Below are 22,674 nucleotides of genomic sequence, written 5' to 3'. Positions count from 1 at the left end.
CGGAATGCGCGAGACGAGACGTCCGCGCACCCCTTCGACATGATCAGGCTTCGCCGCCTTCTTCGGCAGCCGGTGCGTCGCCTTCAGCGTCAGACTGCGCTTCGGCTGTTGCTTCGGCGGCTGCGGCTTCATCGGCCGCTTCGTCTGCTGCAGCGGTGCGGTTCAAACGTGCCACGGCAACTGCCGGGTTGTGCGCTTCATCGATCGGGTGGACCAATTCGACGCCCTTCGGCAATTTGACGTCCGACAGGTGCACGGTGTCACCGGTGTTGATCTTGGACAGATCGACTTCGATGAATTCCGGCAGGTCTTTCGGCAAGCAGGTGACTTCGACGTCGTTCAGTTCACTTGTCACCGACACTTCCGAGTTCTTGCCGGCCGGCGAGTCTTCGATGTTGATGAAGTGCAACGGCACGCGGGTGTGCAGCTTTTCACCGGCCTTCACGCGTTGGAAATCCAAGTGCATGACCAGTTGCTTGTACGGATGGCGTTGCATATCGCGCAACAGCACGCTTTCGACTTTGCCGTCGATTTCCAGCGAAATGATCGAGGAATAGAACCAGTCGTTTTGCTGGGCGAGCCACAGCGGTTCGTGTTCGACTTCGATCGATTGCGGCGCGGCGTCACCACCGTAAACCACTGCCGGCGTACGACCCGCATGACGCAGGCGGCGGCTCGCACCCTTCCCTTCGTCCTTGCGGCCATAAGCCTTGATTTTATGTTCAGTTGCCATGTTTGCTTACTCACTACGGTTGAAAACCACATCGCTGTGGTTGGATGACTTGCCCGCGACCAGACAAGCCTTGAAAAAATCAGTCGACGTACAACGAACTCACCGACTCACCGAAGGCGATCCGGCGAATCGTTTCGGCCAGCAGCTCCGCCACCGTCAGTTGGCGGATTTTCGGGCAGGCTTTGGCTGCCGCGCTGAGCGGGATGGTGTCGGTGACGACGAGTTCGTCCAAAGCGGACTTTGTGACGTTGTCGATGGCGGGACCCGACAACACCGGATGGGTGATGTAAGCCGCCACTTTCGTGGCGCCACGCTCTTTGAGCGCTGCAGCCGCGGCACATAGTGTACCCGCTGTATCAACGATATCGTCCACCAGCACGCAATTTTTGCCTTCCACCTCACCGATGATGTTCATCACCGTGGCGACATTGGCCTTGGGACGACGCTTGTCGATGATGGCGAGATCGGCGTCATCCAGGCGTTTGGCGATGGCCCGGGCCCGCACCACGCCGCCGACGTCCGGAGACACAACGATCAGGTTTTCGGTGCCGTAGGCGCGCCAGATGTCCGCCAGCAGCAGCGGCGAGGCATAGACATTGTCCACCGGGACGTCGAAAAACCCCTGGATTTGATCGGCGTGCAGGTCGACGGTCAGCACACGGTCCGCCTTCACGGCCGTGAACATGCTCGCAGCGACCTTGGCGGTGATCGGCACGCGGGCCGAGCGCGGACGGCGATCTTGGCGGGCATAGCCGAAATACGGGACGACCGCGGTGACTTTGCTGGCCGAAGCGCGCTTCAGCGCATCAATCAAGACCAGCAACTCCATCAGGTTTTCGGCGCTCGGCGCCGATGTGGGCTGAATGACGAAGACCTCTTGCCCACGCACGTTTTCTTCGATTTCGACCTGGACTTCGCCGTCGGAGAACTTCCCGACCAAGGCCTTGCCGGGGCGAATGCCGAGTTCGGCGCAGACGGATTCGGCGAGGGGCCTGTTGGCGTTACCGGTAAAAACGAGAAGGTTACGTTCGTCCATCGATACACCGCGCGGTCATGAAACGTGGATGCCGGAAACAAAATCGGAAACCTCAGTGCCCTGCGATTTCCGTTCTTGTTCTTATTCGAATTGGCAGGGGCGGAAGGATTCGAACCTACGCATGCCAGGATCAAAACCTGGTGCCTTAACCACTTGGCGACGCCCCTATTAGATTTTTTCCACCGCATCCAGCAGTGGCGACTGATCCGCACCTTGAACTACCCAAGATGCGCAGCCCGCAGGAACGAATCCTTGCGCCGCTTCAGCCGCTTGGCGCGATTCGCATTCGATGAACACCACACTTCCCGAACCTGTCAATTGCGGTTTTCCCGCGGATAACAAGGCACGAAACAGGGCATCAACTGCGTTTTCGCGCCGCCGGAGGACAGCTTCAAAGGCATTCACCTTGTCGACCCGCCCCTCGGCGAAGTCCGATATTGTGACGGGTCGGGAATCGCGCGTCAATTCCGGATCCGAAAAAAGTTCAGCCGTGGCGGCATGAACCGCCGGCTTCGCCAACAAGTACCAAGCATCCGGTAGCGCGATCGGCGTCAACACTTCGCCCATTCCGGTCGCAAATGCGTTGTGACCGCGGACGAAAACCGGCACGTCCGCACCGAGCGTCAGGCCGATGTCTGCCAAGGACGCCGGGTCAAGTCCGGTGCGCCAGAGCGCGTTGAGCGCCACCAACACAGTGGCGGCGTCCGAGGATCCGCCGCCGAGGCCCGCGCCGGTCGGAATTGTTTTTTCGATGGCGATCGAAGCGCCGGCACGCACGCCGGTGTGCTGCTGAAGCAAACGGGCGGCGCGAATGGCGAGATCGGCATCTTCAGGGACCTCCGCATGACCCTGCCCTTCGCGCCGGACCTGGCCGTCCTCGCGCAATCGGATTCGCACGGTATCGCCCCAATCGAGCAAGCGAAAGACGGTTTGCAAGGCGTGGTAGCCGTTCGGCAGCACCCCGGTGATTTGTAAGAACAAATTCAGTTTTGCCGGCGCCGGAAACGCGTGCCACACACTCGCTTGCGTCATGGCGTGGCGGACTTCAACCACGAGTCAATGACCAGCCTCACTTGACCCGTGCCGTTGCGCGCGAAGATGCGCTGCGGCGGTCCGCCGACCTCGCCACCTTCGAACTTCAGCGTCCAACCCGATTGCGTGAATCCAATGACGCGCGGCGCGGCGCCAGCGCTGAAGACATAGGCGGAAGCGCTGGCACCGGGAGACGGCAACGCATGTACCCAATAGCGCATGTCATCGACCGGGATGGTCCAGCCAGTGGCCTGCTTCAAGAGGTCGACCGGATCGCGTCCACTGCGCGGTCCACCCTTCATGCCGAGCACGGTGCTCCCCGCCGGCGTGACTTCCAATTGCCAGGATTGCGAGGTCACCGGCGCCGAGAGTTCGACCTGATAGGTTTCGAACGATTGCGCATCCCAAGCGATTCCCGCGTTGCCGCCTTGGCTGCCCTGACTGATCGCGATGCGACCACGGAATGCGAAGGCGGAAGCCGCGTCACTTTGAATGGCTTTCAGGCGCGCGCTGGATTGGTTCAAGCCGCCGATGGCGCGTTCGCAGGCTGGGGAAGTTGATGCACCGGAACACGTGATTGTCGCGCCCGTTTCTGCCGAGGGCTTGGGCACCGTTGCGCAACCAGCGAGCGCGACAAGGGCGAACATCAACATCGACTTCTTCATCTCACTCTCCAATCAACGCGATCGCGCGCAGCAGCGAGCGGTTTTCGGGATCGATTTTCTTCGCTGTGGCAATCCAGCGCTTGGCCTCTTCGCGCTCACCGAGTTTCCAAAGCACTTCGGCGATGTGCGCGGCAATTTCAGCATCGCGTTGCAGGACAAAGGCTTTGCGCAAGTGCGGAAGCGCCTCTTTTGCGCGTCCCAACCGATAAAGCACCCAACCGTAACTGTCGATGATCGCGGCGTTGGAAGGTTCCGCCAAACGCGCGCGGTCGATGAGCTGCAGCGCTTCCGCATAGCGTGAGGTGCGATCTGCCAAGGTGTAACCCAAGGCGTTGAGCGCCATGGTGTTTTCCGGATCGGTCGCGAGAATGGCCCTCAGATCGGCCTCGGCTTTGTCGATGCGATCCAATCGCTCCCAAGCCAAGCCGCGTGCATAGAGCAACGCGTTGTCATCGGGCATGGCGGCCAGCGCGCGATTGTAGGCTTCGATTTCGCCTGCTCCGTCTTTTTCTTGCCGGCGGAATTCCGCCTCCAACACGAAGGCATCGCGCCGGACATTTTCGGCAGCACGCGGATCGCTTTGCATTTCTTTCAGCGTCGCAAAGGCTTCGGGCTTTTTGCCGGTTTCAAACAGGATATTGGCGATTCGGATGCGCGCGTTGTCAGCCAGCGCGGGATCCTTGACCTTGCGGTACCATGCCAAGGCCTGCGGATAGCGCTTCAGCGTTTCATCCATGGTGCCGAGAATCAGCATCAATCGTTGCGATTTCTCCGGCCGAGCATTGATGTCGTCGTACAGCTTTTCCAGACCGGCCATGTCTTCGGCTTTGGCCAACATGGCTGCACGCAGACCCAAGGTGTCTTCATCTTGAGGACCCAGTGCCATGACGCGTGCGGCGCCGGCAGCATCCCCGGTCAAGTCATACTCGTTTGCGACAAGCACTCGGAGTCTGCGATCATCCGCAGCGCCTTTCTCAAGCGCTGCAAGCACGCCACGGGCTTGCTCGTATTCGCCTTCATCGCGCAATTGCGAGGCACGTAACAACTGCACGCGAGGTTCGTTCGGAAAGCGCGTGACGATATCCGCCACCATGCGACTGGCCAACGCGGGCTCACCCAAACGTTGCGCCAATCCGGCAAAGGCCAACCAAGGATCCAGCGTACCGGGCAAGGCATTGTTGTCCGCCAAACGTTTCAGGACATTCGCGCTGACGCTCATGTTGCGGCTTCCGCCAGACAATGCCGTGAGGGCCAAGCGCCAGCCTTGGTCATCTTTGCGTTGAATCAACGCCGTTGCAATCCGCGCCGCGTCGGCAACCCGTTCTTCGCGTAGGGCGATACTGAGTTCCGCCATCGCCAAGGTCGCCGTGTCGGTGGTGGGGTGCCGCTTCCAAATCTCGAATGCCCGCTTGGCGGTGACGTCGTCATCTGCCAGCAACGCCAAGCGCGTTGCACGCTCGGCCAACACGCCGTCGTCCGATGCTTGGGCCGCTTTCAAATAGAAGTCCGCCGCTTCCCTCAAGCGACCTTCCTGCGTGGCAAATTCGCCCGCCAAGGTGTCGCGCAGCGTTTCGGGTGAAGCCGTCAGTGATTGCGAACGATTCTCATCCTTGGTGACCTGCTGCGCATGAAGCGGCGAAACCAATAGGAAAACAGTTGCGCAAAGTGCGATCACGCAGGGTTTTCGAAGTGAAAAATCAAGCATTCCGCAGGTCCGAGCTTTAGAATTGGCAACCATCATGTTGAAGCTTATCCCAAGCGCCTGAACGTATGCCCCTGCATGCCATCGGCTTGAATCACCAGTCTGCGCCCATCGCCCTACGCGAGCGGGTGGCGTTTGCGGGTGAGCGTTTGGGTGACGCTCTGGCGGCCTTGAAGGCGCAACCGGGCGTGCACGAAATTGCCGTGCTTTCCACATGCAATCGCACCGAGGTGTATGCCATCACCGACACGTCGGCGTCGCCCGTGGCCGATTGGTTGGCAACGCACGCGGCCGGCAATGGTGATTTGCACGCCTATCTGTACACGCATGGCGATGCCGACGCCGCACGCCATTTGTTCCGCGTGGCGACCGGCCTTGATTCGATGGTTTTGGGCGAGCCGCAAATCCTGGGACAGGTCAAGCAGTGCTGGAGTGATGCCAAGAGTGCCGGCACCCTCGGGCCGCACCTGGACCGTCTGTTCCAACATGCGTTCTCAACGGCCAAGCGCGCACGCAGTGAAACCGCCGTGGGCAACAACTCGGTGTCGGTGGCGGCTACGGCCGTGAAACTCTCCCGCGAAACCTTCATGCGACCGCAAGAAGCCAACATCCTGTTGGTCGGCGCCGGTGAAACCATCGAGTTGGTCGCACGTCACCTGACGAATCTGAAACCCAAATCCTTGATGTTCGCCAACCGGACATTGGCGCATGCGCAAAATTTGGCAAGCCAATACGCAGGCGTGGCGATCGCATTGGAAGACTTGCCGCACCACTTGGACGCTGCGGATATCGTGTTCAGTGCCACGGCAAGTCAGCAACCCGTCATCACGCAGGCGCATGTTGCACAAGCTTTGAAAGCGCGCAAACACCGTCCGATGCTGTTGATGGACTTGGCGGTGCCGCGCGACGTTGCAGCGGATGTGGCGGCGTTGAAAGATGCGTTTGTTTACACGGTGGATGATCTGCATCGCGTCGTGGAAGAAAACGTGCAGACACGTCGCGATGCGGCGTCCGCAGCCGATGCCATCATCGAACTGCAAGTCGATCGCTACATGGAGATGCTGGCATTGAACGCACATGGCAAGGAAGCGGTCCGAAAGATCCGCGCGCACGGTGAGCGTGCCCGCGAGGATGCCGTCTCCAAGGCGAAAGCCCAGTTGGCCGCGGGCCACGCCACTGAAGCCGTGATCGAACAGTTGGCGCACACGCTGACCAACAAACTCATGCACTCGCCCACTGCGGCAATTCGACAAGCGGCCATCCAAGGCGATGCCGATCTGGTTCGGGCTGCCGACCTTCTCTTTCCTTTTGATGATGTGAATGATGCTGCCGGGACTCCGTCGAAAACTTGAGGCACTGGCGGAGCGACGCGAAGAACTCGAAAGGATGTTGGCCGATCCGGCGGTGATCGGCGATCAAAACAACTTCAGAAAGCTGTCGCGGGAGTTCGCGCGCCTTGAGCCCGTGGTCATCGCGTTGGCCGCGGAGCGTCAAGCGCGCGAAGACTTGCAGACCGCCGAGTCGCTGCGCGACGACCCCGAAATGCGGCAAATGGCTGATGAGGAAATGGCCTCTGCGCGTGCACGCCTTGCCGCACTCGAAGGCGAACTCATGGCGCAATTGTTGCCGCGCGATGCGCGCGACGATGGCAGCCTGTATCTGGAAGTGCGCGCAGGTACCGGCGGTGACGAAGCCGCCCTGTTTGCCGGTGATTTGTTTCGCATGTACTCGCGTTATGCGGAACGCCAAGGCTGGCGTGTCGAAATCGAATCCGCCAACGAAGCGGAGCGTGGCGGCTTCAAGGAAATCATCGCCCGCGTCGAAGGCGAAGGCGCGTACTCCAAATTGAAATACGAGTCAGGCACGCACCGTGTGCAACGTGTGCCCGAAACCGAGTCGCAAGGACGCATCCACACCTCCGCCGCCACCGTGGCCATCATTGCCGAAGATGCGGGCGAGGTCGAACTCGAGATCAATCCATCCGACTTGCGCGTGGACACCTTTCGCTCCTCCGGCGCAGGGGGTCAGCACGTCAACAAGACCGAGTCGGCGATCCGCATCACGCATATCCCGAGTGGCGTCGTGGTGGAAAACCAAACCGAACGCAGCCAACACGCCAATCGCGAAAAGGCCATGCGGCGGTTGAAATCGGTGTTGGTCGAGGCGGAGATCGAACGTCGCGAAGCCGCTCAAGCCGCAGACCGGAAGTTGCAGGTCGGCAGCGGCGACCGCAGCCAACGCATTCGCACTTACAGTTTCCCGCAAGGCCGGATCACCGATCACAGGGTGGAAGGGCTCACGCTCTACGATTTGCTCGCGGTCATGGAGGGCAACCTCGACGTGTTGATCGGTCGACTGCAATCGGAAGCCCAAGCGGACGCGCTGGCGCGGATGAACTACGAAGACTGAGTGTCATCCGGACTTACCGTCGAACACGGTATGCTCAACCCAGTTACCGGAGGACGCCAGATGGTCGAAAAAACCCGGATCAAACAAGCCACTCTCGACGACATGGACGAGTTGGCGCCGATGTTCGATGCGTATCGTGTGTTTTACGGCTGCAAGTCTGATGTGCGTCGTGCGCACGACTGGCTGCGTGCGCGCATCGGCAACAACGAATCGACGGTATTGATGGCGACCACGGGAAACGACCCCGCGGGTTTCGTGCAGATGTACCCCATGTATTCCTCTGTGCACACGGCGCGGATTTGGATCTTGAATGATTTGTTTGTCGACCCGGCACATCGTCGGAGCGGTGTCGCACAAGCCCTGCTCGACGCGGCGAAGTCATTCGCACGTGACGACGGGGCCCGTTCGATCATGCTGGAAACGAGCCGCGACAATGCCGCGGCACGTGCACTGTACACAGGCAACGGTTGGCAGGAAGACGACACACAGTGGTACTCCCACATCCTTTGAGCGCGCCATGTCGAAACTGAGTTCAAAAGAATACGAAGCCCTACTCGAACCCATGCAGGTGGAGCTCCTCCACCTCTCGCAGTGGCTGCAGGCGGAAGGCAAGCGTCTCGCGGTTGTGGTCGAAGGCCGCGACACCGCGGGCAAGGGTGGCGTTATCAAGGCCATCACCGAACACCTCAATCCGCGCATGGTGAGGCATGTTGCGCTTCCCAAACCCGACGCGCGCGAGCAGACCCAATGGTACTTCCAGCGCTATGTCGCCCACTTGCCTGCTGCGGGCGAAATCGTGTTGTTCGACCGCAGTTGGTACAACCGCGCCGGCGTGGAAAAAGTGATGGGCTTCGCCACGGAATCGCAGGTGTCCGCCTTCTTGAAACAAGCGCCGGTGTTTGAAAAGCAATTAGTCGACGACGGACTTTTGCTTCGCAAGTACTGGCTGACTTGTGATCAGGAAACGCAGGAAAAACGTTTTGCCGAACGACGCACAGATCCTCTCAAAGGTTGGAAGCTATCGCCGATCGACGTCTCTGCGCGCGAGAAATACGCGGAATACACGCGGGCGCGCGAAGCCATGTTGAAAGCTACGCATACACGAAGCGCGCCGTGGACGCTCGTCGACTTCAACAACCAACGCCTGGGACGATTGACGATGATCCGTCACCTGCTGGATTCATTGGCGGATTTTGTCGTGCCGCAGAAAAAGGTCGCCTTGCCCGCGCTGAAACAGCCGCTCAAAAAAGAGCACTACGGCGTGGTCAAACCGATCAAAAAATTCAAGCTACCCTAACGTCAAGCTTTCGGGACTGCATCCGCCTTGGCAGACTTGTCGATTTCCTCACGCAGCATGTTGGCGTGCACAGGCCCCGCGAAAACACGCGCCAGCTTGCCGTTTGGATCGATCAACCAGGTTTTGGGCAGGAACTGCACGGAACCGAAACCGGCCGGTGGGCGCATCGGATCCATGGCGGCAATGGGATAGACGACAGGATGCTTCTCCAAGAATGCATCGAGGTCGGCGCGCGCAATGTCTTCCATATCAAGGCCGATGACTTTCACGTCTTCGTTCATGGCATCCAAGGCCGACAACTCCGGCATTTCCTCGATGCAAGGGCCGCACCAGGTCGCCCACATGTTGACCACCACCCAGTGACCGCGTTGCGCTGCCAGATCGAATGTCTTGCCATCCAGCGTCGGTACCGACAGCGTCATGGCATCGCCTACTTTTGCCTCCGTCGGCGGCGCGGGGACGGGTGCCTGCGTTGCCTGTTCAGGCGCATCGGCGGTCGCGCCGGTCGGCGTTTGGCGAGAACACGCACCTGCGCCCAACACGACAATCAATGACGCCGCGGCAAGCGACAAACGGGGGTATTTCATGCTTCCAATCCTTCATAAATACTTGAGACGCGCCGCTTCAATTTCTCGCGCATCGGCAAACGCAGATCATCGATCACCCGCAATACGGCTTTACCGAGCGGATCGTCATGACAGGGCAAATGCGCCTCATGCACCGGCACCCTGAGCCGGCCTGCCACGTAAAGCTCCTGCAAATTGACTTCGTCCAAATCGCGCGAGAGGAACCATTCGCCGTTCTCGTTCCGCTGCACGATGCCGACTTCATTCAAATAGCCCAGCATGTCTTGCACAAGGGCATCGGTGAGCATGGGATCGAGTCGTTGCAACTCTTCACTGTGCATGCCGTGGCCCTGCTTGCGTGCCAGATGGAAGCGACCGAGCATGCGCAGCATGCCGTAGATTTCGAAGCCCTCCGGCAAGCGTTGCGACGCGGGTTGATAGCGGAAAGCCGACAGGCTTGATGCGAACGAGGCACCCAACAACACCGACACCCAAACCAGATACATCCACAACAGGAAAATCGGAACGAACGCGAGGGCGCCATACAACTTGCTGTAGCTGCTGAAGTTGCCGATGAAGGCACCGATGCCCCACTTCACCAATTCGAATCCGGCGACCGCGAAAATGGCGCCGCCGAATGCGTGGGCCCATTTCACAGTGCGATGCGGAACCACTTTGTACAGCACCGCAAACGCACCGAACTCAATCAAAAGCGGCGTGATGCGCAAGGCGAGGTGTTCCAGCGCTTGGCCGGGCGCGGATTCGAACACCGTCAAGGCGAACAACTTTGACGACAAGGCAAGGCTGGCCACGGCGATCAGGCTGCCGAGCGTCAGTACCGTCCAATACACCAGAAACCGGCCGAACTTCGGACGCCCCACCGACACACGCCAAATCCGGTTGAACGTGGATTCGAGGCCGGTCAAGGTGATCAGCAACGAAATGACCAAGGCAATGATGCCGGCCGTGGTGAGTTGCGCCGCGCCATCGGAAAATTGAATGACGTATTTCTCAACTTCGCGCGCCGAGGATGGCACGAAGTTCGAGAAAATGTAGTCACTCAGTTGCACCCGCCATTTCGCAAACACGGGAAAGGCGCTCAACATGCCGAAGACCACGGTCGCCAAGGGAACCAACGCGAATACCGTGGTGTAGGCCAACGAGCCCGCGGATTCAAACAATCGATCCGCCCAAAAACGCTCCGCCACAAAACGCAGAAATGTGCGACGACGAATCGGGTCGGTGATCCGGTGGTGATAGATGTGGAGGCGCTCACGTAAATCCATGCGCCCAAGCCTAACCGCTTGCGGGTGAATTGGGCGGAATTGCGTACACTGTCCGCTGCGTGAAACAGATGGATTCGGACAAGGGAATGGCGGAAATACTGGTGCTCTACTACAGCCGCGGTGGATCGGTGGCCGCTTTGGCGCGGCAAATCGCCCGCGGTATCGAAGAGGTGCCCGGCATGCAGGCGCGTTTGCGCAGCGTGCCCCCGGTGGCCGTGCAAACCGAGGTGGCGCAGCCGCCGGTGCCCGAGGAAGGCGCACCCTATGTCAGCAAGCGCGATTTGGAAGAGTGTGCGGCACTCGCCTTGGGTAGCCCGACGCGCTTTGGCAACATGGCCGCACCGGTCAAGCATTTCATCGACACGCTGGGGGCCGAGTGGGCCAGCGGCAGTTTGGTCGACAAACCGGCCTGTGTTTTTACCTCGACCGCCTCGATGCATGGAGGGCAGGAATCGACCTTGCTGTCGATGATGGTGCCGCTGCTGCATCACGGCTGCTTGATCACGGGCATTCCCTTTCACGGCACAGCGCTGTCAGACACCCGGACCGGCGGCACGCCCTATGGCGCAAGCCACTATGCCGGGCCGCGCGACGACAACACGCTGTCTGAAGACGAGGCGGCATTGGCACGCGGCCTCGGCACACGGCTTGCGCGAGTGACGCGCGCCATGCAGCACGCATGAAACGGGCACGCCATGTCTTGATGGGGGCACTGGCCGCGCTTTGCGTTCTCTACCTCTTTTGGTTCCAGCACAAACCCGCGGCGTTGGTCATTTTTGCCCTGCCGGTCGCGCTGCTCTTGCTTGGTGTGGCACTCAAGCGACGCACCGCAGGATTCTGGTCGGCTTTGTTTGCGCTGCTCTGGTTCTCACACGGCGTCATGGTGGCATGGACGCGTGCGCCTGAACGTGGCATGGCCTGGATTGAACTGTTGCTAGCGGTCGTCGTGGTTTTTTCCGCCAGTCTGCCCGGCATGCAATCACGCTTCGCCAAGCGCCCCGACTGACGACCGCTATAATTCGCGCTACGTGTCACGCGTGAATTTGGAACAAGACCCATGGACTCCCTGCTCATCGTCACCACCGGTGGCACGATCGACAAAATCTATTTCGATGCGAAATCTGACTATCAGGTCGGCGACCCGCAAATCGGACGGATTTTGGAAGACCTCGGCGTGGCGTTCCGGTTCCGGGTCATTGCGCTACTGCGTAAGGACTCCTTGTTTATCGATATGGGGGATCGCGAACTGATGCGTGCCACCATCGAGGCGCAGCCCGAAACGCATGTACTGATCACCCACGGTACCGATTCGATGGTCGAAACCGCCAAGGTATTGGCCGCCATCCCGAACAAGGTGATGGTTTTGACCGGTGCGCTCAATCCCGCGCGATTCGAAGGCTCGGACGCGGAGTTCAACATCGGCTGTGCCGTCGGCGCCGTGCAATCGTTGGCCCCGGGCGTGTACATCGCCATGAACGGCCGGATTTGGGATCCTGCCAAAGTCCGCAAGAACGTGGACGCCAATCGCTTCGAAGCCAGCGAAGGCTGAGGCTTAAAACATCCCAGTTTCGAGTTTTGCCGCATCCGACATCATGTTGCGGTTCCACGGCGGATCGAAGACGAGTTCAACATCGGCTTCCGCGATGGTCGGAATCAGTTCCAACTTGCTTCGCACATCATCGACGAGGATGTCGCCCATGCCGCAGCCGGGTGCGGTCAGGGTCATCCGGACATCGACACGGTATTCGGCGTTCTCGACCGGGGTGAGCTCGGCGCTGTAAACGAGCCCGAGCTCCACCACATTGATCGGAATTTCAGGATCGAAACAGGTGCGCAGTTGTTGCCAGACCAGTTTTTCGATGTCTTCGACCGTCGCGCCTTCGGGAAGTTCGATGGGCGTGGGTGGTTCCTTTCCGATGGCATCGGCATCTTTGCCGGCAATGCGCATCAGATTGCCCTCGACAAAGACAGTCCAACTGCCGCCCAAGGATTGGGTGATGTAACCGATGCTGCCAGCCGGCATCACCACGTTCTCACCTGAAGGGACCAGCACGACATCACAATCGCGCTCGAATTTGACCGGTTCGCTGCTACGGGAATACATAACGCATAGTTTAGCCGCTCCCATTTATCCTGTACGGATGTCTTTGCCTTCTCAATCCGCATCGCCCTCCGACCCGCGCGGGCGGTGGCGCCTGCCAACCCTGCTCGTCCTGGGTGTCTCCGTGGTCGTGCTGGCCCTTGCTTGGACCGTGCTGGCACTGGTCTTCGACCGGGAATTGAGCGGCTTTGCGTTGGTCGCCGCGGCATTGCTGGCGTCGACCCTGCGTTATTGGAAGGCACCCGAGCGTGCGTCCAGACCATGGGTGGCCGCCATCGCGTTGGCGGTGTGCGTGCTGCTGGCGCGGTGGTGGATCGCGGCAGGCTTCCTCGGCGCCAGCTTGGGTTTGTATCCGCAGGAATCCGTTCAGCGAATGGGGCTTTGGTTCGCCACCTATTTGAACCTGCACGCGTTGGGCGCGGTCGACTATTGCCTGTTTGCCTCGGCCCTTTTGCTGGCTGCTTATTTGGCGCGCCCCCGTGTCTAGGTCTGTCAACGGGCGGCGTCCTCGGGCGTTGATTGCATGTAACCCACGTCACAATGAAGGAATCACTCGCAGATGTGTCCGGACGCCGGTTTGGTACCGCGCATGAGCGAGGGTATCGACACCAAAACTTGGCCGAACATCAATGCGTTCTTCAAGGACGTGAACGCGCGTGCATTCCGGTTTGCCGAATACGGATTGCGTAGCCGGGAGGACGCCATGGATGCCGTCCAAGACGCCATGTTGAAGATGTTGGCGTATGGCGACCGGCCGTCGAACGAATGGACACCGTTGTTTTGGCGGATTTTGCGGACGCGGGTCATCGACATGCAACGCCGACGCAAGTTTCGTTTGAGTTGGATGTTGGGTGGCGTGGAAGAAGACTCGAGCGTGGCATGGGCGGATACGTCAGCCGACCCCGCACGCGCCCATGACAACCGCGAAGCGTTCGAACACTTCTCGGTGGCGATGGGGAAACTGCCCGCCCGTCAGCGCGAAGCGTTCAACCTTCGCGTGCTGGAGGAATTGGATGTTGCAACCACCGCGAGCGTCATGGGTTGCAGCGAGGGATCGGTGAAAACCCATCTCTCACGTGCTCGCGCTGCTTTGCAACCGTATTTGGAGGACTTTTCATGAACACCGAACACAGGCTTGACCAACGCGCACGCGACTTGCATGCGGTCGGACTTGCCCACGTGCCGTTTTCGGTCACCACCCGCTTGCATCCGCAGGCAACGACCCCTGCCCGACACGGGATTTGGCGTCCGGTGATGGCGGGCGCGATGGTGTTTGCCTTGGCGGCGGTTGGCATTTTGCAACTGCAATCGCCAACACGAAAACCTGCGCCTGCGGCGATCGCCACGGCGCCTTCGGCAGGTTTGCCGGTGGCGTCGCCGACCACGGCGATGGACAACGACCCCGAGTTTTACGCGTGGCTTGGCAGCGATGCCAATGCTTTGCATCTGGAGAAATGAGTATGAAATTCCCGAGCCTGGTCTTCGCCGTATTGGTGGCATTGGGCACACCCGCATACGCGCAATCGCAGCGCCCGCAAACGCAGCAATCGCTGTCCGATTGGGAGGCATTGACGCCGGCGCAGCGCGAGGTCCTGATCGCACCGCTGCGCGCCCGTTGGAACGACAACCCCACGCAACGTGCGGAAATGATGAACCGTGCGCAGCATTGGGCGTCGATGTCGCCGACCGAGCGCAAGTTGGCGCAACGCGGCATGCATCGTTGGGAGAAGCTGAGCCCCGAACAACGCGCGGAAGCCAAGGAACTGTATTTGCGAATGAAGACGATGACGCCGGAAGCACGACGTGCGCTGCGTGATCAATGGCATTCCATGACCGCAGAACAGCGGGCGGCCTGGCTGAAAGCCAACCCGCCACGCTGATTCACCGCTGCACTGCAAACCCGACGGCGCCCGCGTGGCGCCGTTTTTACGCGTATGTGCCGGAGCGTGCATGGCACAATGGTCCTGGCGCTTCTTACAAGAAAACACATGACCGATTGCCTTGAATGTCTGGACGCGCGGCGTTCAGTTCCTTACACGCAGATGACCGGGCCCGGCCCCGACGACGGGCAATTGCTGCGGATGCTGAACTCGGCCTCACGCGTCCCCGATCATGGCAAGCGCGTGCCGTTTCGTTTCATCGAAATACGCGGAGAAGCCCGTGAGGCGCTGGGCGCAGCCTTGGAGCAGCGTATGCGCGCGCTCGATCCGGATGCTGCCGATGGCGTGTACGAAAAGGCGCGCAAGCGTTTCAGCTACGCGCCCGTGATCGTCATGGTTGTCGCCGCGCAAGGCGAAGACATGAAAATCCCCGCGCACGAACGCTACGCCACCGCTGCCTGCGTGTGTTTCGCCTTGCTGCTCGCGGCGCAAGCGCAAGGGTTTGTCGCGCAATGGCTCACCGGCGTCGTTGCCAGTGATCCTGAAATCCTTCGTTTGCTCGGCGTCGGTGCCGAGGAAGTCTTGGTCGGACATATTCATATCGGCAGTACGTCGACGCCGGTGCCTGAGCGTATCCGGCCGGAGGCCGCCGATTTGCTGACACGCTGGACGCCGGCGTGAGCGGGATGAATCGCCCTGCGGTCCACTTGGTGGATGCCAGCATGTATGTTTTTCGTGCTTGGCATTCGATGCCGGATGCTTGGCACGACGAAGACGGTTGGCCGCTCAATGCGGTGCATGGCTTTGCACGCTTCCTGTGTGAATTGCATGAGCGCGAACGTCCTGCGCACATCGTGGTGGCCTTTGACGAAGCTCTGGATTCTTGCTATCGCAATACGCTGTATCCCCAGTACAAAGCCAATCGTCCGCCGGCGCCGGAAGAATTGCGGCGGCAATTCGTTACCTGCAAAGCCATTGCCGATGCACTGGGCTTGAATGTGATGTCGCATCACGAATTCGAAGCCGATGACCTCATCGGTGCCGCCATGGTGTTGGCGCGCGAAAAGGGCTTTCGCGGCATCATTGTTTCAGCCGACAAGGATTTGTCGCAACTTTTGCAAGACGACGACGAGCAGTTCGATTTCGCCCGCAATACGCGCTGGACGCACGCCGGCGTAAAAGCGAAACATGGCGTGCACGCGCATCAGATTGCCGACTATCTCGCCTTGTGCGGTGATGCGGTCGACAACATTCCCGGCATTCAAGGGATCGGTCAGAAAACCGCCGCGCAATTGATCTCGCATTTCGACAGCCTCGACGCGCTCCTTGACCGCGTGGACGAAGTACCGCACTTGCGCATCCGCGGAGCGCACGGGATCGCGTTGCGACTCAAAGCACAGCAGGCCGATGCGCGACTGTTTCAACAACTGACCCGCATCGCCACACACGCACCGGTCGGTGAGGCACAGCCGCCCTTTGCGCGCACGGCGGTCGATGTCAGCCGATTGACTTCTCTTTGCGATACTTTGAAATTCGGCCCACTCACCCGCCGCAGGTTGTTGGCGGTGGCGGGCGTCACTGCCTAGCGGGGGAAACGCGATGTCGCAGCACACAGATGAAGAAAGCGAAGTCTTGTATTTGGGCAAATGGCTGCGCCTCGTCAAGCGCGGACATTGGGAATCTTGTGAGCGCGTGCACGGCGACGGCATGGCGGTGCTCATCATGGCGGTCACGCCACAGGATGAAGTGCTTTTTGTCGAACAATTCCGCGTACCGCTTGGCAAACGCACCATCGAGATGCCGGCCGGACTGGTCGGTGACGATGACGCCGCCGACACCTTGGAAGCGGCCGCAGTGCGGGAGCTTGAAGAGGAAACCGGTTGGCGACCCGGCAAGGTCGACGTGCTGTTGATCGGCCCGACCAGCTCGGGCATGAGCAACGAGCGCATCGCCTTCGTGCGTGCGACGCAATTGACCAAAGTCGGCGAAGGCGGCGGGGTCGCTGATGAAGACATCACCGTGCATCATGTGCCCCGGAAAGAGGCGCCGGCCTGGTTGATGAAAAAATATGCAGAAGGCTTCGAGTTGGATCTCAAGCTTTGGGCAGGACTGTGGATGATCGAACACAATCCCGACGGCAGCAAAGCCAACCCCGAGCGCGCCGACGCACACGCATGAGATGCGTTGACGGATGCTGCAGGCATGGCTGATCGCCAAGCGTCGGTATATGACATCGTTGTGTTGGGCGGTGGCGCCGCCGGGTTGATGAGCGCCTTGACAGCGGGTCGGCTGGGACGTCGGGTGTTGGTGGTCGAGCACGCCGAACGCTGCGGAAAGAAAATCTTGATGTCGGGCGGTGGCCGATGCAACTTCACCAATACCGGCACCACGCCCGCGCAGTTCCTTTCCGCCAATCCGCATTTTTGCAAATCGGCCTTGGCGAAATTCAAGCCGACCGACTTCATTGATATGGTGGATGCGCACGGCATCCGTTGGCATGAGAAAGAACTCGGACAGTTGTTCTGCGACATATCGTCCAAGCAAATCGTGGCGATGTTGCTGGAAGAATGCGCGGCTGCCAACGTTGAGATACGCACCGGTTGCAGCATTGAATCAGTGACACACAACACCGTCGCGTTTGCCATCGCCACTTCGCAGGGACACTTTGCTTCAGAGCGATTGATCGTTGCCACCGGCGGCTTGTCCATTCCGCGAATGGGCGCGACCGGGATTGGTTACCGCATTGCCGAATCGTTCAATCACCGCTTGGTGCCGACGCGCGCCGGACTCGTGCCGCTGACACTCTCCGGTAAACCCCTTGAGCAACTGGCAGATTTGGCGGGCGTCTCCCTGCCGGTGGAATTGCATTGCGGGCGCCAATCCTTCACCAATGCGATGCTGATCACCCATCGCGGGCTGAGCGGCCCGTCGGTTCTGCAAATCAGTTCCTATTGGCGCGAAGGCCAAGCCTTGACTGCGAATTTGTTGCCTGACCACAACATCAACGATCTGCTCGCGCAATGGCGAGCGACGCGACCGGACGCGCACATGCAAACGCTGCTGTCGGAAGTGATTCCCAAACGCTTTGCGCAACGCCTGTGTGAGCTTTCCATTGGCAATGCCCCGATCAAACAATTCGGTGCAAAGCAACTGTCCGATACCGCATCGCTACTGGCCGCGTGGCCGATCGTTGCAAGTGGCACCGAAGGTTACCGCACCGCCGAAGTCACTTTGGGTGGCGTGGCCACAGATGGGCTGTCATCGGCAACGATGATGTCCAAACACCTGCCGGGACTGTATTTCATCGGTGAAGTGATTGACGTCACCGGCTGGCTGGGCGGCTACAACTTCCAATGGGCATGGGCATCGGGGCACGCAGCAGGCACGGCCGCTGCGTTACCCCTGTAAAACGCCGGGCTCAGGCCTTTTTGACGAACTCTGTTCGCAAGACCAAGCCTTTGACTTTGTCGACGTTGCATTCAATCAAGTCTTCGTCGTCGGTCAAGCGGATGTTCCTGCACACGGTGCCGCGCTTCAAGGTGACCGAGGTGCCTTTTACTTTGAGATCCTTGATGACCGTGACGGTATCGCCATCGGCCAAGACCGTACCGTTGCTGTCTTTGACAATGAGGATGTCGTCTTCGTCTTCTTGGGACATCGATGCTTTCCTTAATTGGCGGCAAATTTATCTGTGGCTTCCACCAAGGCGGCGGCGTTTTCATCTTCAAACGCGGAATGCCCCGAGAGCGGCGAGATGTGTAGCGTCGCCTTCGGCCAGACCTTGTGCAGATCCCAAGCGTTTTGAACGGGGCAGACCACGTCGTAGCGGCCATGAACGATCACGCCCGGAATGTGCGCGATTTTGTGCGCATCGCGCAACAGTTGGTCGTCGACTTCAAAGAAGCCCTTGTTCATGAAGTAGTGGTTTTCGATGCGTGCAAATGACAATGCGAAATGGGGATCGCCATGGGACGTGTTGTAATCCGGCGGAATGCGCAAGTAGCTGGTGCCGCCTTCCCAAATACTCCAGGCTTGCGCCGCAGAAAGGCGCGTGGCCTCGTCGTCGCTGGTCAGCCGCTTCGAATAGGCCGCCATCATGTCACCGCGCTCTTCTTCGGGAATCAGATCGCGATAGGGCTCCCAATGATCGGGGAAGAGACGCGATGCACCTTCTTGATAGAACCACTCGAGTTCCCAGCGGCGCAGCATGAAAATTCCGCGCAGGACCAATTCGGTGACGCGTTCCGGATGCTTTTGCGCGTAGGCCAAGGCCAATGTCGAGCCCCAGGAACCGCCGAAGACCTGCCATGCCTCAATACCGAGCATGACACGGATCTTTTCAATGTCGGCAACCAGATCCCAAGTCGTATTGTTTTCGAGACCGGCGTGCGGCGTGCTGCGACCTGCGCCGCGTTGGTCGAACAGGACGATGCGATATTTTTTCGGGTCGTGGAAGCGACGCATGGCGGCGCCGCAACCGGCACCAGGTCCGCCGTGCAGCATGACGACCGGCTTTCCGTCCGGATTGCCGCATTGTTCCCAATAGAGTGTGTGGCCACCTTCGACGCTGAGCATGCCGCTGTCAAAAGGTTCAATGTCCGGGTACAAACCGCGCATATCCAATCTCCAACAAAGATCAGACATTCTATCGCGCCGGCTCAAGCGCCCCGCTGAAATCCCAAGCTCACCCGGTCACGCGACTCGAGGTCTTGCAGTGTTTCGACGCGCTCAAATCCTGCGGTTTCAAGCAATGTGCGCACGGAGGTCGCTTGATCGAAACCATGTTCGATCAGCAAGGCGCTACCCGGATGCAAGCGCGAGGTCGCACCCGTCACGATCAGACGAATGTCATCCAGCCCGTCATCGCCGGAAGACAACGCGCTACGCGGCTCAAAACGCAAGTCGCCTTGCGCCAGGTGCGCGTCGCCCTCGGGGATGTACGGCGGGTTGGAAACAATGCAGTGGAACTTCCGTGCACCGAGCTGCGCATACCAAGCACTTTGGATAAATTCCGCGTTGTCGGCCCCGCAGTGTTGGCGATTGCGTTCGGCGACCGCGAGTGCCGCCTCACTCAGGTCGACACCGATCACATGCGCCATGGGGCGCTCAGTCGCCAACGCCAAGGCGATTGCACCGCTGCCGGTGCCCAGATCCAGAACCTCGAGCGCGGAATTTTCCGGCAGTACCACCAAGGCTGCTTCGACCAAGCGTTCGGTTTCCACGCGTGGTATCAAGGTGGCCGGACTGACTTCCAAATCCAAAGTCCAGAAACCACGGCGACCTTCGATATAGGCCACTGGCTCCCCGCGCTCGCGTCGCTCAATGGCAGAAGCGAACTTCTGTGCACCCGCGTCGGGCATGGGCGCATCCGCATGTAGGAACATCCAAGTGTCGCTCACGTCAAGCGCCCACCGGAGCAAATGGCGCGCCTCTGTTTCGGGAATGCGCATGGACGCTTCACGCAAAGTTTCGCGGAGAGTTCTAGCCTTTGAGTGCGACATCGTTCGCCAATGCACCGGTCATTTCGAGTGGATTGATAGATTTAATCTATTTATTGAATTAAAACAATTGATTTGATTCATCAATTGATTCTGCCTATGCTGGGTGTCACAGAGAAGTTGCATCGTCTGTTCACCCCCGATTTCCACCCCACCCCCCAGGAGACACTCATGTCCTTGATCAATACCGAAGTGAAGCCATTTACCGCGCAAGCCTACAAAAACGGCCAGTTCGTCACCGTGACCGATGCCGACCTCAAAGGCAAGTGGTCCGTGCTGATCTTCATGCCGGCGGCATTCACCTTCAACTGCCCGACTGAAATCGAAGATGCCGCAGACCATTACGGCGAATTCCAAAAGGCCGGTGCGGAAGTCTACATTGTCACCACCGACACCCATTTCTCGCACAAGGTGTGGCACGAAACCTCGCCGGCAGTCGGCAAAGCACAGTTCGCCCTCGTCGGCGACCCGACCCATCAACTGACCCGCGCGTTCGACGTGCATATTGATGAAGAAGGCCTGGCATTGCGCGGCACCTTCATCATCAACCCGGAAGGCGTGATCAAGACGCTCGAAATCCACGACAACGCGATTGCCCGCGACGTCACGGAAACCGTGCGCAAGTTGAAGGCTGCACAGTACGTGGCGAACCACACCGGCGAAGTGTGCCCGGCCAAGTGGAAAGAAGGCGAAAAGACCATCACCCCGTCGCTGGATTTGGTCGGCAAGATCTGATGTCAGATTGCACCCGCGGCACTTCCGCGGGTGCAATGCCCACCCCTCTCAACTGAGCGGGTTGGAAACAGGGCAGCGCGCTGCCTTGTTTCCAGCTTTCTTGAAACCACTCGCGTGCAGCCTTGCGCGCTCCATGAATTCGCCTGAATTTTAAGGAGATGACCATGTTGGATAACACCCTCAAACAACAACTGTCTGCCTACTTGGAGCGGGTCCAGTTTCCGATTTCACTGGTCGCTTCATTGGACGGGTCCGACGCCTCGCGCGAATTGCGCGCCTTGCTTGAAGACATCGCGACGCTGTCCGACAAGGTAAGTTTCAGCGAAGCGACGCATTCGCGGACGCCGTCGTTTGCCATCCGCCGCGATGGCAGTTCGGAAGAGGTACGTTTCTCCGCCATTCCGTTGGGACACGAGTTCACCTCGTTGGTGTTGGCGCTCCTCCAGGTCGGCGGTCATCCGCCGAAAATCGATGACGCGTTGGCAGCACAAGTCAAAGCCCTCGACGGCGACTATGTGTTTGAAACCTTCATGTCCCTGCATTGCCAAAGCTGCCCGGACACGGTGCAAGCCTTGAACACGATGAGCGTTTTGAATCCGCGCATTCGACACGAGGCCATCGACGGTGCCCTGTTCCAAGCGGAAGTGGAAGAACGCGAAATCCTGTCGGTGCCTACGGTCTATTTGAACGGCGAACCCTTTGATGCGGGACGCCTGAGCATTGAGCAAATCCTCGGCAAGCTCGATTCCGGTGCGGCGGAACGTGCCGCTGAAGCCTTGAATGACGTGGCGCCTTTTGATGTCTTGGTGGTGGGCGGTGGCCCGGCCGGTGCAGCCGCGGCGATTTACGCGGCACGCAAAGGCATTCGTACCGGCGTGGTGGCCGAGCGTTTCGGCGGCCAAGTGCTGGATACGATGTCCATCGAAAACTTTCCGTCCGTTGAATACACCGAAGGGCCGAAACTCGGCGCGTCGTTGGAAGCCCATGTGCGGAGCTACGGCGTTGAAATGATCAACGGTCAACGCGCGGCGGAGCTCATACCTGCCCCGGAAACCGGCGGATTGTTCGGTGTGCGCTTGGAAAGCGGTGCCACCTTGAAGGCCAAGAGCATCATCCTTGCGACCGGTGCACGCTGGCGCCAAACCGGGGTGCCAGGCGAAGAGGCTTTGCGCAACAAGGGCGTCACCTACTGCCCGCATTGCGACGGTCCGTTATTCAAAGGCAAGCGCGTGGCCGTGATCGGCGGCGGCAACTCAGGCATTGAAGCGGCCATTGATTTGGCTGGCGTCGTGGACCATGTCACCGTGCTCGAATTCGACAGCAAGTTGCGTGCCGACGACGTGCTGCAAAAAAAGCTGGCCAGCCTGCCGAACACCGCCGTGCATCTGAACGCCCAAACCACGGAGATGGTGGAGAAGAACGGCAAGCTCGGCGGACTCAAGTTCACCGATCGCGTGTCTGGCGAAAGTCGCAATGTCGATGTGGAAGGCTGCTTCGTGCAAATCGGACTACTGCCGAACACCGAATGGTTGACAGGTGCGATTACCTTGAGCCCGCGCGGCGAAATTGAAATGGACGCACGCGGCGCCACCTCGATACCCGGCGTATTCGCCGCGGGCGATGCGACCACCGAGCCGTTCAAACAGATTGTGGTGGCGATGGGATCAGGTTCGACTGCCGCGCTGTCCGCATTTGACTACCTCATCCGCACATCCACTCCGGCAGACTGATGGC

27 protein-coding genes, 1 tRNA gene and 1 pseudogene are annotated in these 22,674 nt (G+C 59.6%); 17 read left to right on the top strand and 12 right to left on the bottom strand.

The features are described from left to right. Positions 1 to 43 precede the first annotated feature (43 nt). The 6 genes from H8L67_RS03270 to H8L67_RS03245 all read right to left on the bottom strand — a co-directional run bounded on the left by H8L67_RS03270 (position 44) and on the right by H8L67_RS03245 (position 5,141). Complete coding sequence (locus H8L67_RS03270) at positions 44 to 733, bottom strand: 50S ribosomal protein L25/general stress protein Ctc (protein WP_220380353.1); 690 nt, start codon at positions 731 to 733, stop codon at positions 44 to 46. Positions 734 to 812: 79 nt separating this feature from the next. Beyond that, entirely contained in the window at positions 813 to 1,769 is a 957-nt protein-coding gene (locus H8L67_RS03265; RefSeq protein WP_220380352.1) for a ribose-phosphate diphosphokinase, read from the bottom strand. 91 nt (positions 1,770 to 1,860) lie between these two features. Next, positions 1,861 to 1,936: transfer RNA gene (locus tag H8L67_RS03260), tRNA-Gln, on the bottom strand. A 1-nt stretch (position 1,937) separates the two neighbouring features. Then, a complete protein-coding gene (gene ispE / locus H8L67_RS03255) occupies positions 1,938 to 2,801 on the bottom strand; it encodes a 4-(cytidine 5'-diphospho)-2-C-methyl-D-erythritol kinase (RefSeq protein ID WP_220380351.1) in 864 nt (287 codons plus the stop codon). Then, positions 2,798 to 3,466: a lipoprotein insertase outer membrane protein LolB gene (gene lolB / locus H8L67_RS03250; protein WP_220380350.1), complete on the bottom strand. Its 669-nt coding sequence runs from the start codon at positions 3,464 to 3,466 to the stop codon at positions 2,798 to 2,800. Before lolB ends, ispE begins: the two co-directional genes overlap by 4 nt. A 1-nt stretch (position 3,467) precedes the next feature. After that, positions 3,468 to 5,141, bottom strand: a complete 1,674-nt coding sequence (locus H8L67_RS03245; protein ID WP_220380349.1) for a tetratricopeptide repeat protein — start codon at positions 5,139 to 5,141, stop codon at positions 3,468 to 3,470. 95 nt (positions 5,142 to 5,236) lie between these two features. On the opposite strand from H8L67_RS03245, the gene hemA reads away from it, so the two are divergent. Genes hemA through ppk2 form a run of 4 tightly spaced genes read left to right on the top strand, consistent with a single transcriptional unit; the run spans position 5,237 to position 8,874 of the window. Beyond that, a complete protein-coding gene (gene hemA, locus H8L67_RS03240; protein WP_220380348.1) occupies positions 5,237 to 6,520 on the top strand; it encodes a glutamyl-tRNA reductase in 1,284 nt (427 codons plus the stop codon). Continuing rightward, positions 6,492 to 7,577 (top strand): peptide chain release factor 1, encoded by a 1,086-nt coding sequence (gene prfA / locus H8L67_RS03235; RefSeq protein ID WP_220380717.1) that lies wholly within the window; start codon positions 6,492 to 6,494, stop codon positions 7,575 to 7,577. Before hemA ends, prfA begins: the two co-directional genes overlap by 29 nt. Before the next feature lie 60 nt (positions 7,578 to 7,637). Continuing rightward, entirely contained in the window at positions 7,638 to 8,087 is a 450-nt protein-coding gene (locus H8L67_RS03230) for a GNAT family N-acetyltransferase (protein ID WP_220380347.1), read from the top strand. A gap of 7 nt (positions 8,088 to 8,094) precedes the next feature. Beyond that, complete coding sequence (ppk2, locus tag H8L67_RS03225) at positions 8,095 to 8,874, top strand: polyphosphate kinase 2 (RefSeq protein ID WP_220380346.1); 780 nt, start codon at positions 8,095 to 8,097, stop codon at positions 8,872 to 8,874. Positions 8,875 to 8,876: 2 nt separating this feature from the next. Here the strand turns inward: ppk2 and H8L67_RS03220 are convergent, their stop codons facing one another. Beyond that, entirely contained in the window at positions 8,877 to 9,461 is a 585-nt protein-coding gene (locus tag H8L67_RS03220) for a TlpA family protein disulfide reductase (RefSeq protein WP_220380345.1), read from the bottom strand. After that, positions 9,458 to 10,726 (bottom strand): YihY family inner membrane protein, encoded by a 1,269-nt coding sequence (locus H8L67_RS03215; protein ID WP_220380344.1) that lies wholly within the window; start codon positions 10,724 to 10,726, stop codon positions 9,458 to 9,460. Before H8L67_RS03215 ends, H8L67_RS03220 begins: the two co-directional genes overlap by 4 nt. 86 nt (positions 10,727 to 10,812) lie before the next feature. Here H8L67_RS03215 and wrbA point away from each other — a divergent pair, with 86 nt between their 5' ends. The 3 genes from wrbA to H8L67_RS03200 are packed head-to-tail and all read left to right on the top strand — an operon-like array spanning position 10,813 to position 12,275. Next, complete coding sequence (gene wrbA, locus H8L67_RS03210) at positions 10,813 to 11,409, top strand: NAD(P)H:quinone oxidoreductase (RefSeq protein ID WP_220380716.1); 597 nt, start codon at positions 10,813 to 10,815, stop codon at positions 11,407 to 11,409. Next, positions 11,406 to 11,732 carry a DUF2069 domain-containing protein gene (locus H8L67_RS03205; protein WP_220380343.1) on the top strand — a complete coding sequence of 109 codons (327 nt, stop codon included), beginning with the start codon at positions 11,406 to 11,408 and terminating at the stop codon, positions 11,730 to 11,732. The genes wrbA and H8L67_RS03205 overlap by 4 nt, the downstream gene beginning before the upstream one ends. 51 nt (positions 11,733 to 11,783) lie before the next feature. Then, positions 11,784 to 12,275 (top strand): asparaginase domain-containing protein, encoded by a 492-nt coding sequence (locus tag H8L67_RS03200; RefSeq protein WP_220380342.1) that lies wholly within the window; start codon positions 11,784 to 11,786, stop codon positions 12,273 to 12,275. 3 nt (positions 12,276 to 12,278) lie between these two features. Here H8L67_RS03200 and sufT read toward each other — a convergent pair whose 3' ends face one another. Then, positions 12,279 to 12,830: a putative Fe-S cluster assembly protein SufT gene (sufT, locus tag H8L67_RS03195; RefSeq protein ID WP_220380341.1), complete on the bottom strand. Its 552-nt coding sequence runs from the start codon at positions 12,828 to 12,830 to the stop codon at positions 12,279 to 12,281. A 37-nt stretch (positions 12,831 to 12,867) separates the two neighbouring features. Here sufT and H8L67_RS03190 point away from each other — a divergent pair, with 37 nt between their 5' ends. From H8L67_RS03190 to H8L67_RS03155, 8 genes are all read left to right on the top strand, one after another. Further along, positions 12,868 to 13,314, top strand: a complete 447-nt coding sequence (locus tag H8L67_RS03190; RefSeq protein WP_220380340.1) for a hypothetical protein — start codon at positions 12,868 to 12,870, stop codon at positions 13,312 to 13,314. 102 nt (positions 13,315 to 13,416) lie between these two features. After that, positions 13,417 to 13,947, top strand: coding sequence for an RNA polymerase sigma factor (locus tag H8L67_RS03185; protein WP_255556059.1), 531 nt, complete (start codon positions 13,417 to 13,419; stop codon positions 13,945 to 13,947). Beyond that, a complete protein-coding gene (locus H8L67_RS03180; protein ID WP_220380338.1) occupies positions 13,944 to 14,285 on the top strand; it encodes a hypothetical protein in 342 nt (113 codons plus the stop codon). The genes H8L67_RS03185 and H8L67_RS03180 overlap by 4 nt, the downstream gene beginning before the upstream one ends. Positions 14,286 to 14,287: 2 nt before the next feature. Next, positions 14,288 to 14,707, top strand: a complete 420-nt coding sequence (locus H8L67_RS03175; RefSeq protein WP_220380337.1) for a DUF3106 domain-containing protein — start codon at positions 14,288 to 14,290, stop codon at positions 14,705 to 14,707. Positions 14,708 to 14,815: 108 nt separating this feature from the next. Next, positions 14,816 to 15,388 (top strand): nitroreductase family protein, encoded by a 573-nt coding sequence (locus H8L67_RS03170; protein ID WP_220380336.1) that lies wholly within the window; start codon positions 14,816 to 14,818, stop codon positions 15,386 to 15,388. A 5-nt stretch (positions 15,389 to 15,393) separates the two neighbouring features. Beyond that, complete coding sequence (locus H8L67_RS03165; RefSeq protein WP_220380335.1) at positions 15,394 to 16,293, top strand: 5'-3' exonuclease; 900 nt, start codon at positions 15,394 to 15,396, stop codon at positions 16,291 to 16,293. 13 nt (positions 16,294 to 16,306) lie between these two features. Beyond that, complete coding sequence (locus H8L67_RS03160; RefSeq protein ID WP_220380334.1) at positions 16,307 to 16,885, top strand: NUDIX hydrolase; 579 nt, start codon at positions 16,307 to 16,309, stop codon at positions 16,883 to 16,885. Positions 16,886 to 16,909: 24 nt separating this feature from the next. Then, positions 16,910 to 18,115 carry a BaiN/RdsA family NAD(P)/FAD-dependent oxidoreductase gene (locus tag H8L67_RS03155; protein ID WP_220380333.1) on the top strand — a complete coding sequence of 402 codons (1,206 nt, stop codon included), beginning with the start codon at positions 16,910 to 16,912 and terminating at the stop codon, positions 18,113 to 18,115. 10 nt (positions 18,116 to 18,125) lie between these two features. On the opposite strand, the pseudogene H8L67_RS03150 reads toward H8L67_RS03155, so the two are convergent. From H8L67_RS03150 to prmC, 3 genes and pseudogenes are all read right to left on the bottom strand, one after another. Next, a pseudogene (locus tag H8L67_RS03150) lies at positions 18,126 to 18,347 on the bottom strand (alkylphosphonate utilization protein); the annotation flags it as partial. 29 nt (positions 18,348 to 18,376) lie between these two features. Then, on the bottom strand, positions 18,377 to 19,324 hold the full coding sequence (gene pip / locus H8L67_RS03145; protein ID WP_220380331.1) for a prolyl aminopeptidase: 948 nt from the start codon (positions 19,322 to 19,324) through the stop codon (positions 18,377 to 18,379). Between the two features lie 41 nt (positions 19,325 to 19,365). After that, positions 19,366 to 20,208 (bottom strand): peptide chain release factor N(5)-glutamine methyltransferase, encoded by an 843-nt coding sequence (gene prmC, locus H8L67_RS03140; RefSeq protein WP_220380330.1) that lies wholly within the window; start codon positions 20,206 to 20,208, stop codon positions 19,366 to 19,368. 168 nt (positions 20,209 to 20,376) lie between these two features. On the opposite strand from prmC, the gene ahpC reads away from it, so the two are divergent. Further along, positions 20,377 to 20,940: an alkyl hydroperoxide reductase subunit C gene (gene ahpC, locus H8L67_RS03135; RefSeq protein WP_220380329.1), complete on the top strand. Its 564-nt coding sequence runs from the start codon at positions 20,377 to 20,379 to the stop codon at positions 20,938 to 20,940. Between the two features lie 164 nt (positions 20,941 to 21,104). After that, positions 21,105 to 22,670 carry an alkyl hydroperoxide reductase subunit F gene (ahpF, locus tag H8L67_RS03130; RefSeq protein WP_220380328.1) on the top strand — a complete coding sequence of 522 codons (1,566 nt, stop codon included), beginning with the start codon at positions 21,105 to 21,107 and terminating at the stop codon, positions 22,668 to 22,670. Positions 22,671 to 22,674 lie beyond the last annotated feature (4 nt).

This window comes from Lysobacter soyae, assembly GCF_019551435.1.
Taxonomy (GTDB): Bacteria; Pseudomonadota; Gammaproteobacteria; order Xanthomonadales; family Xanthomonadaceae; genus Solilutibacter; species Solilutibacter soyae.
Note: the sequence above shows the minus strand (reverse complement) of the source record. Positions and strands in the feature narration are given on the sequence as shown.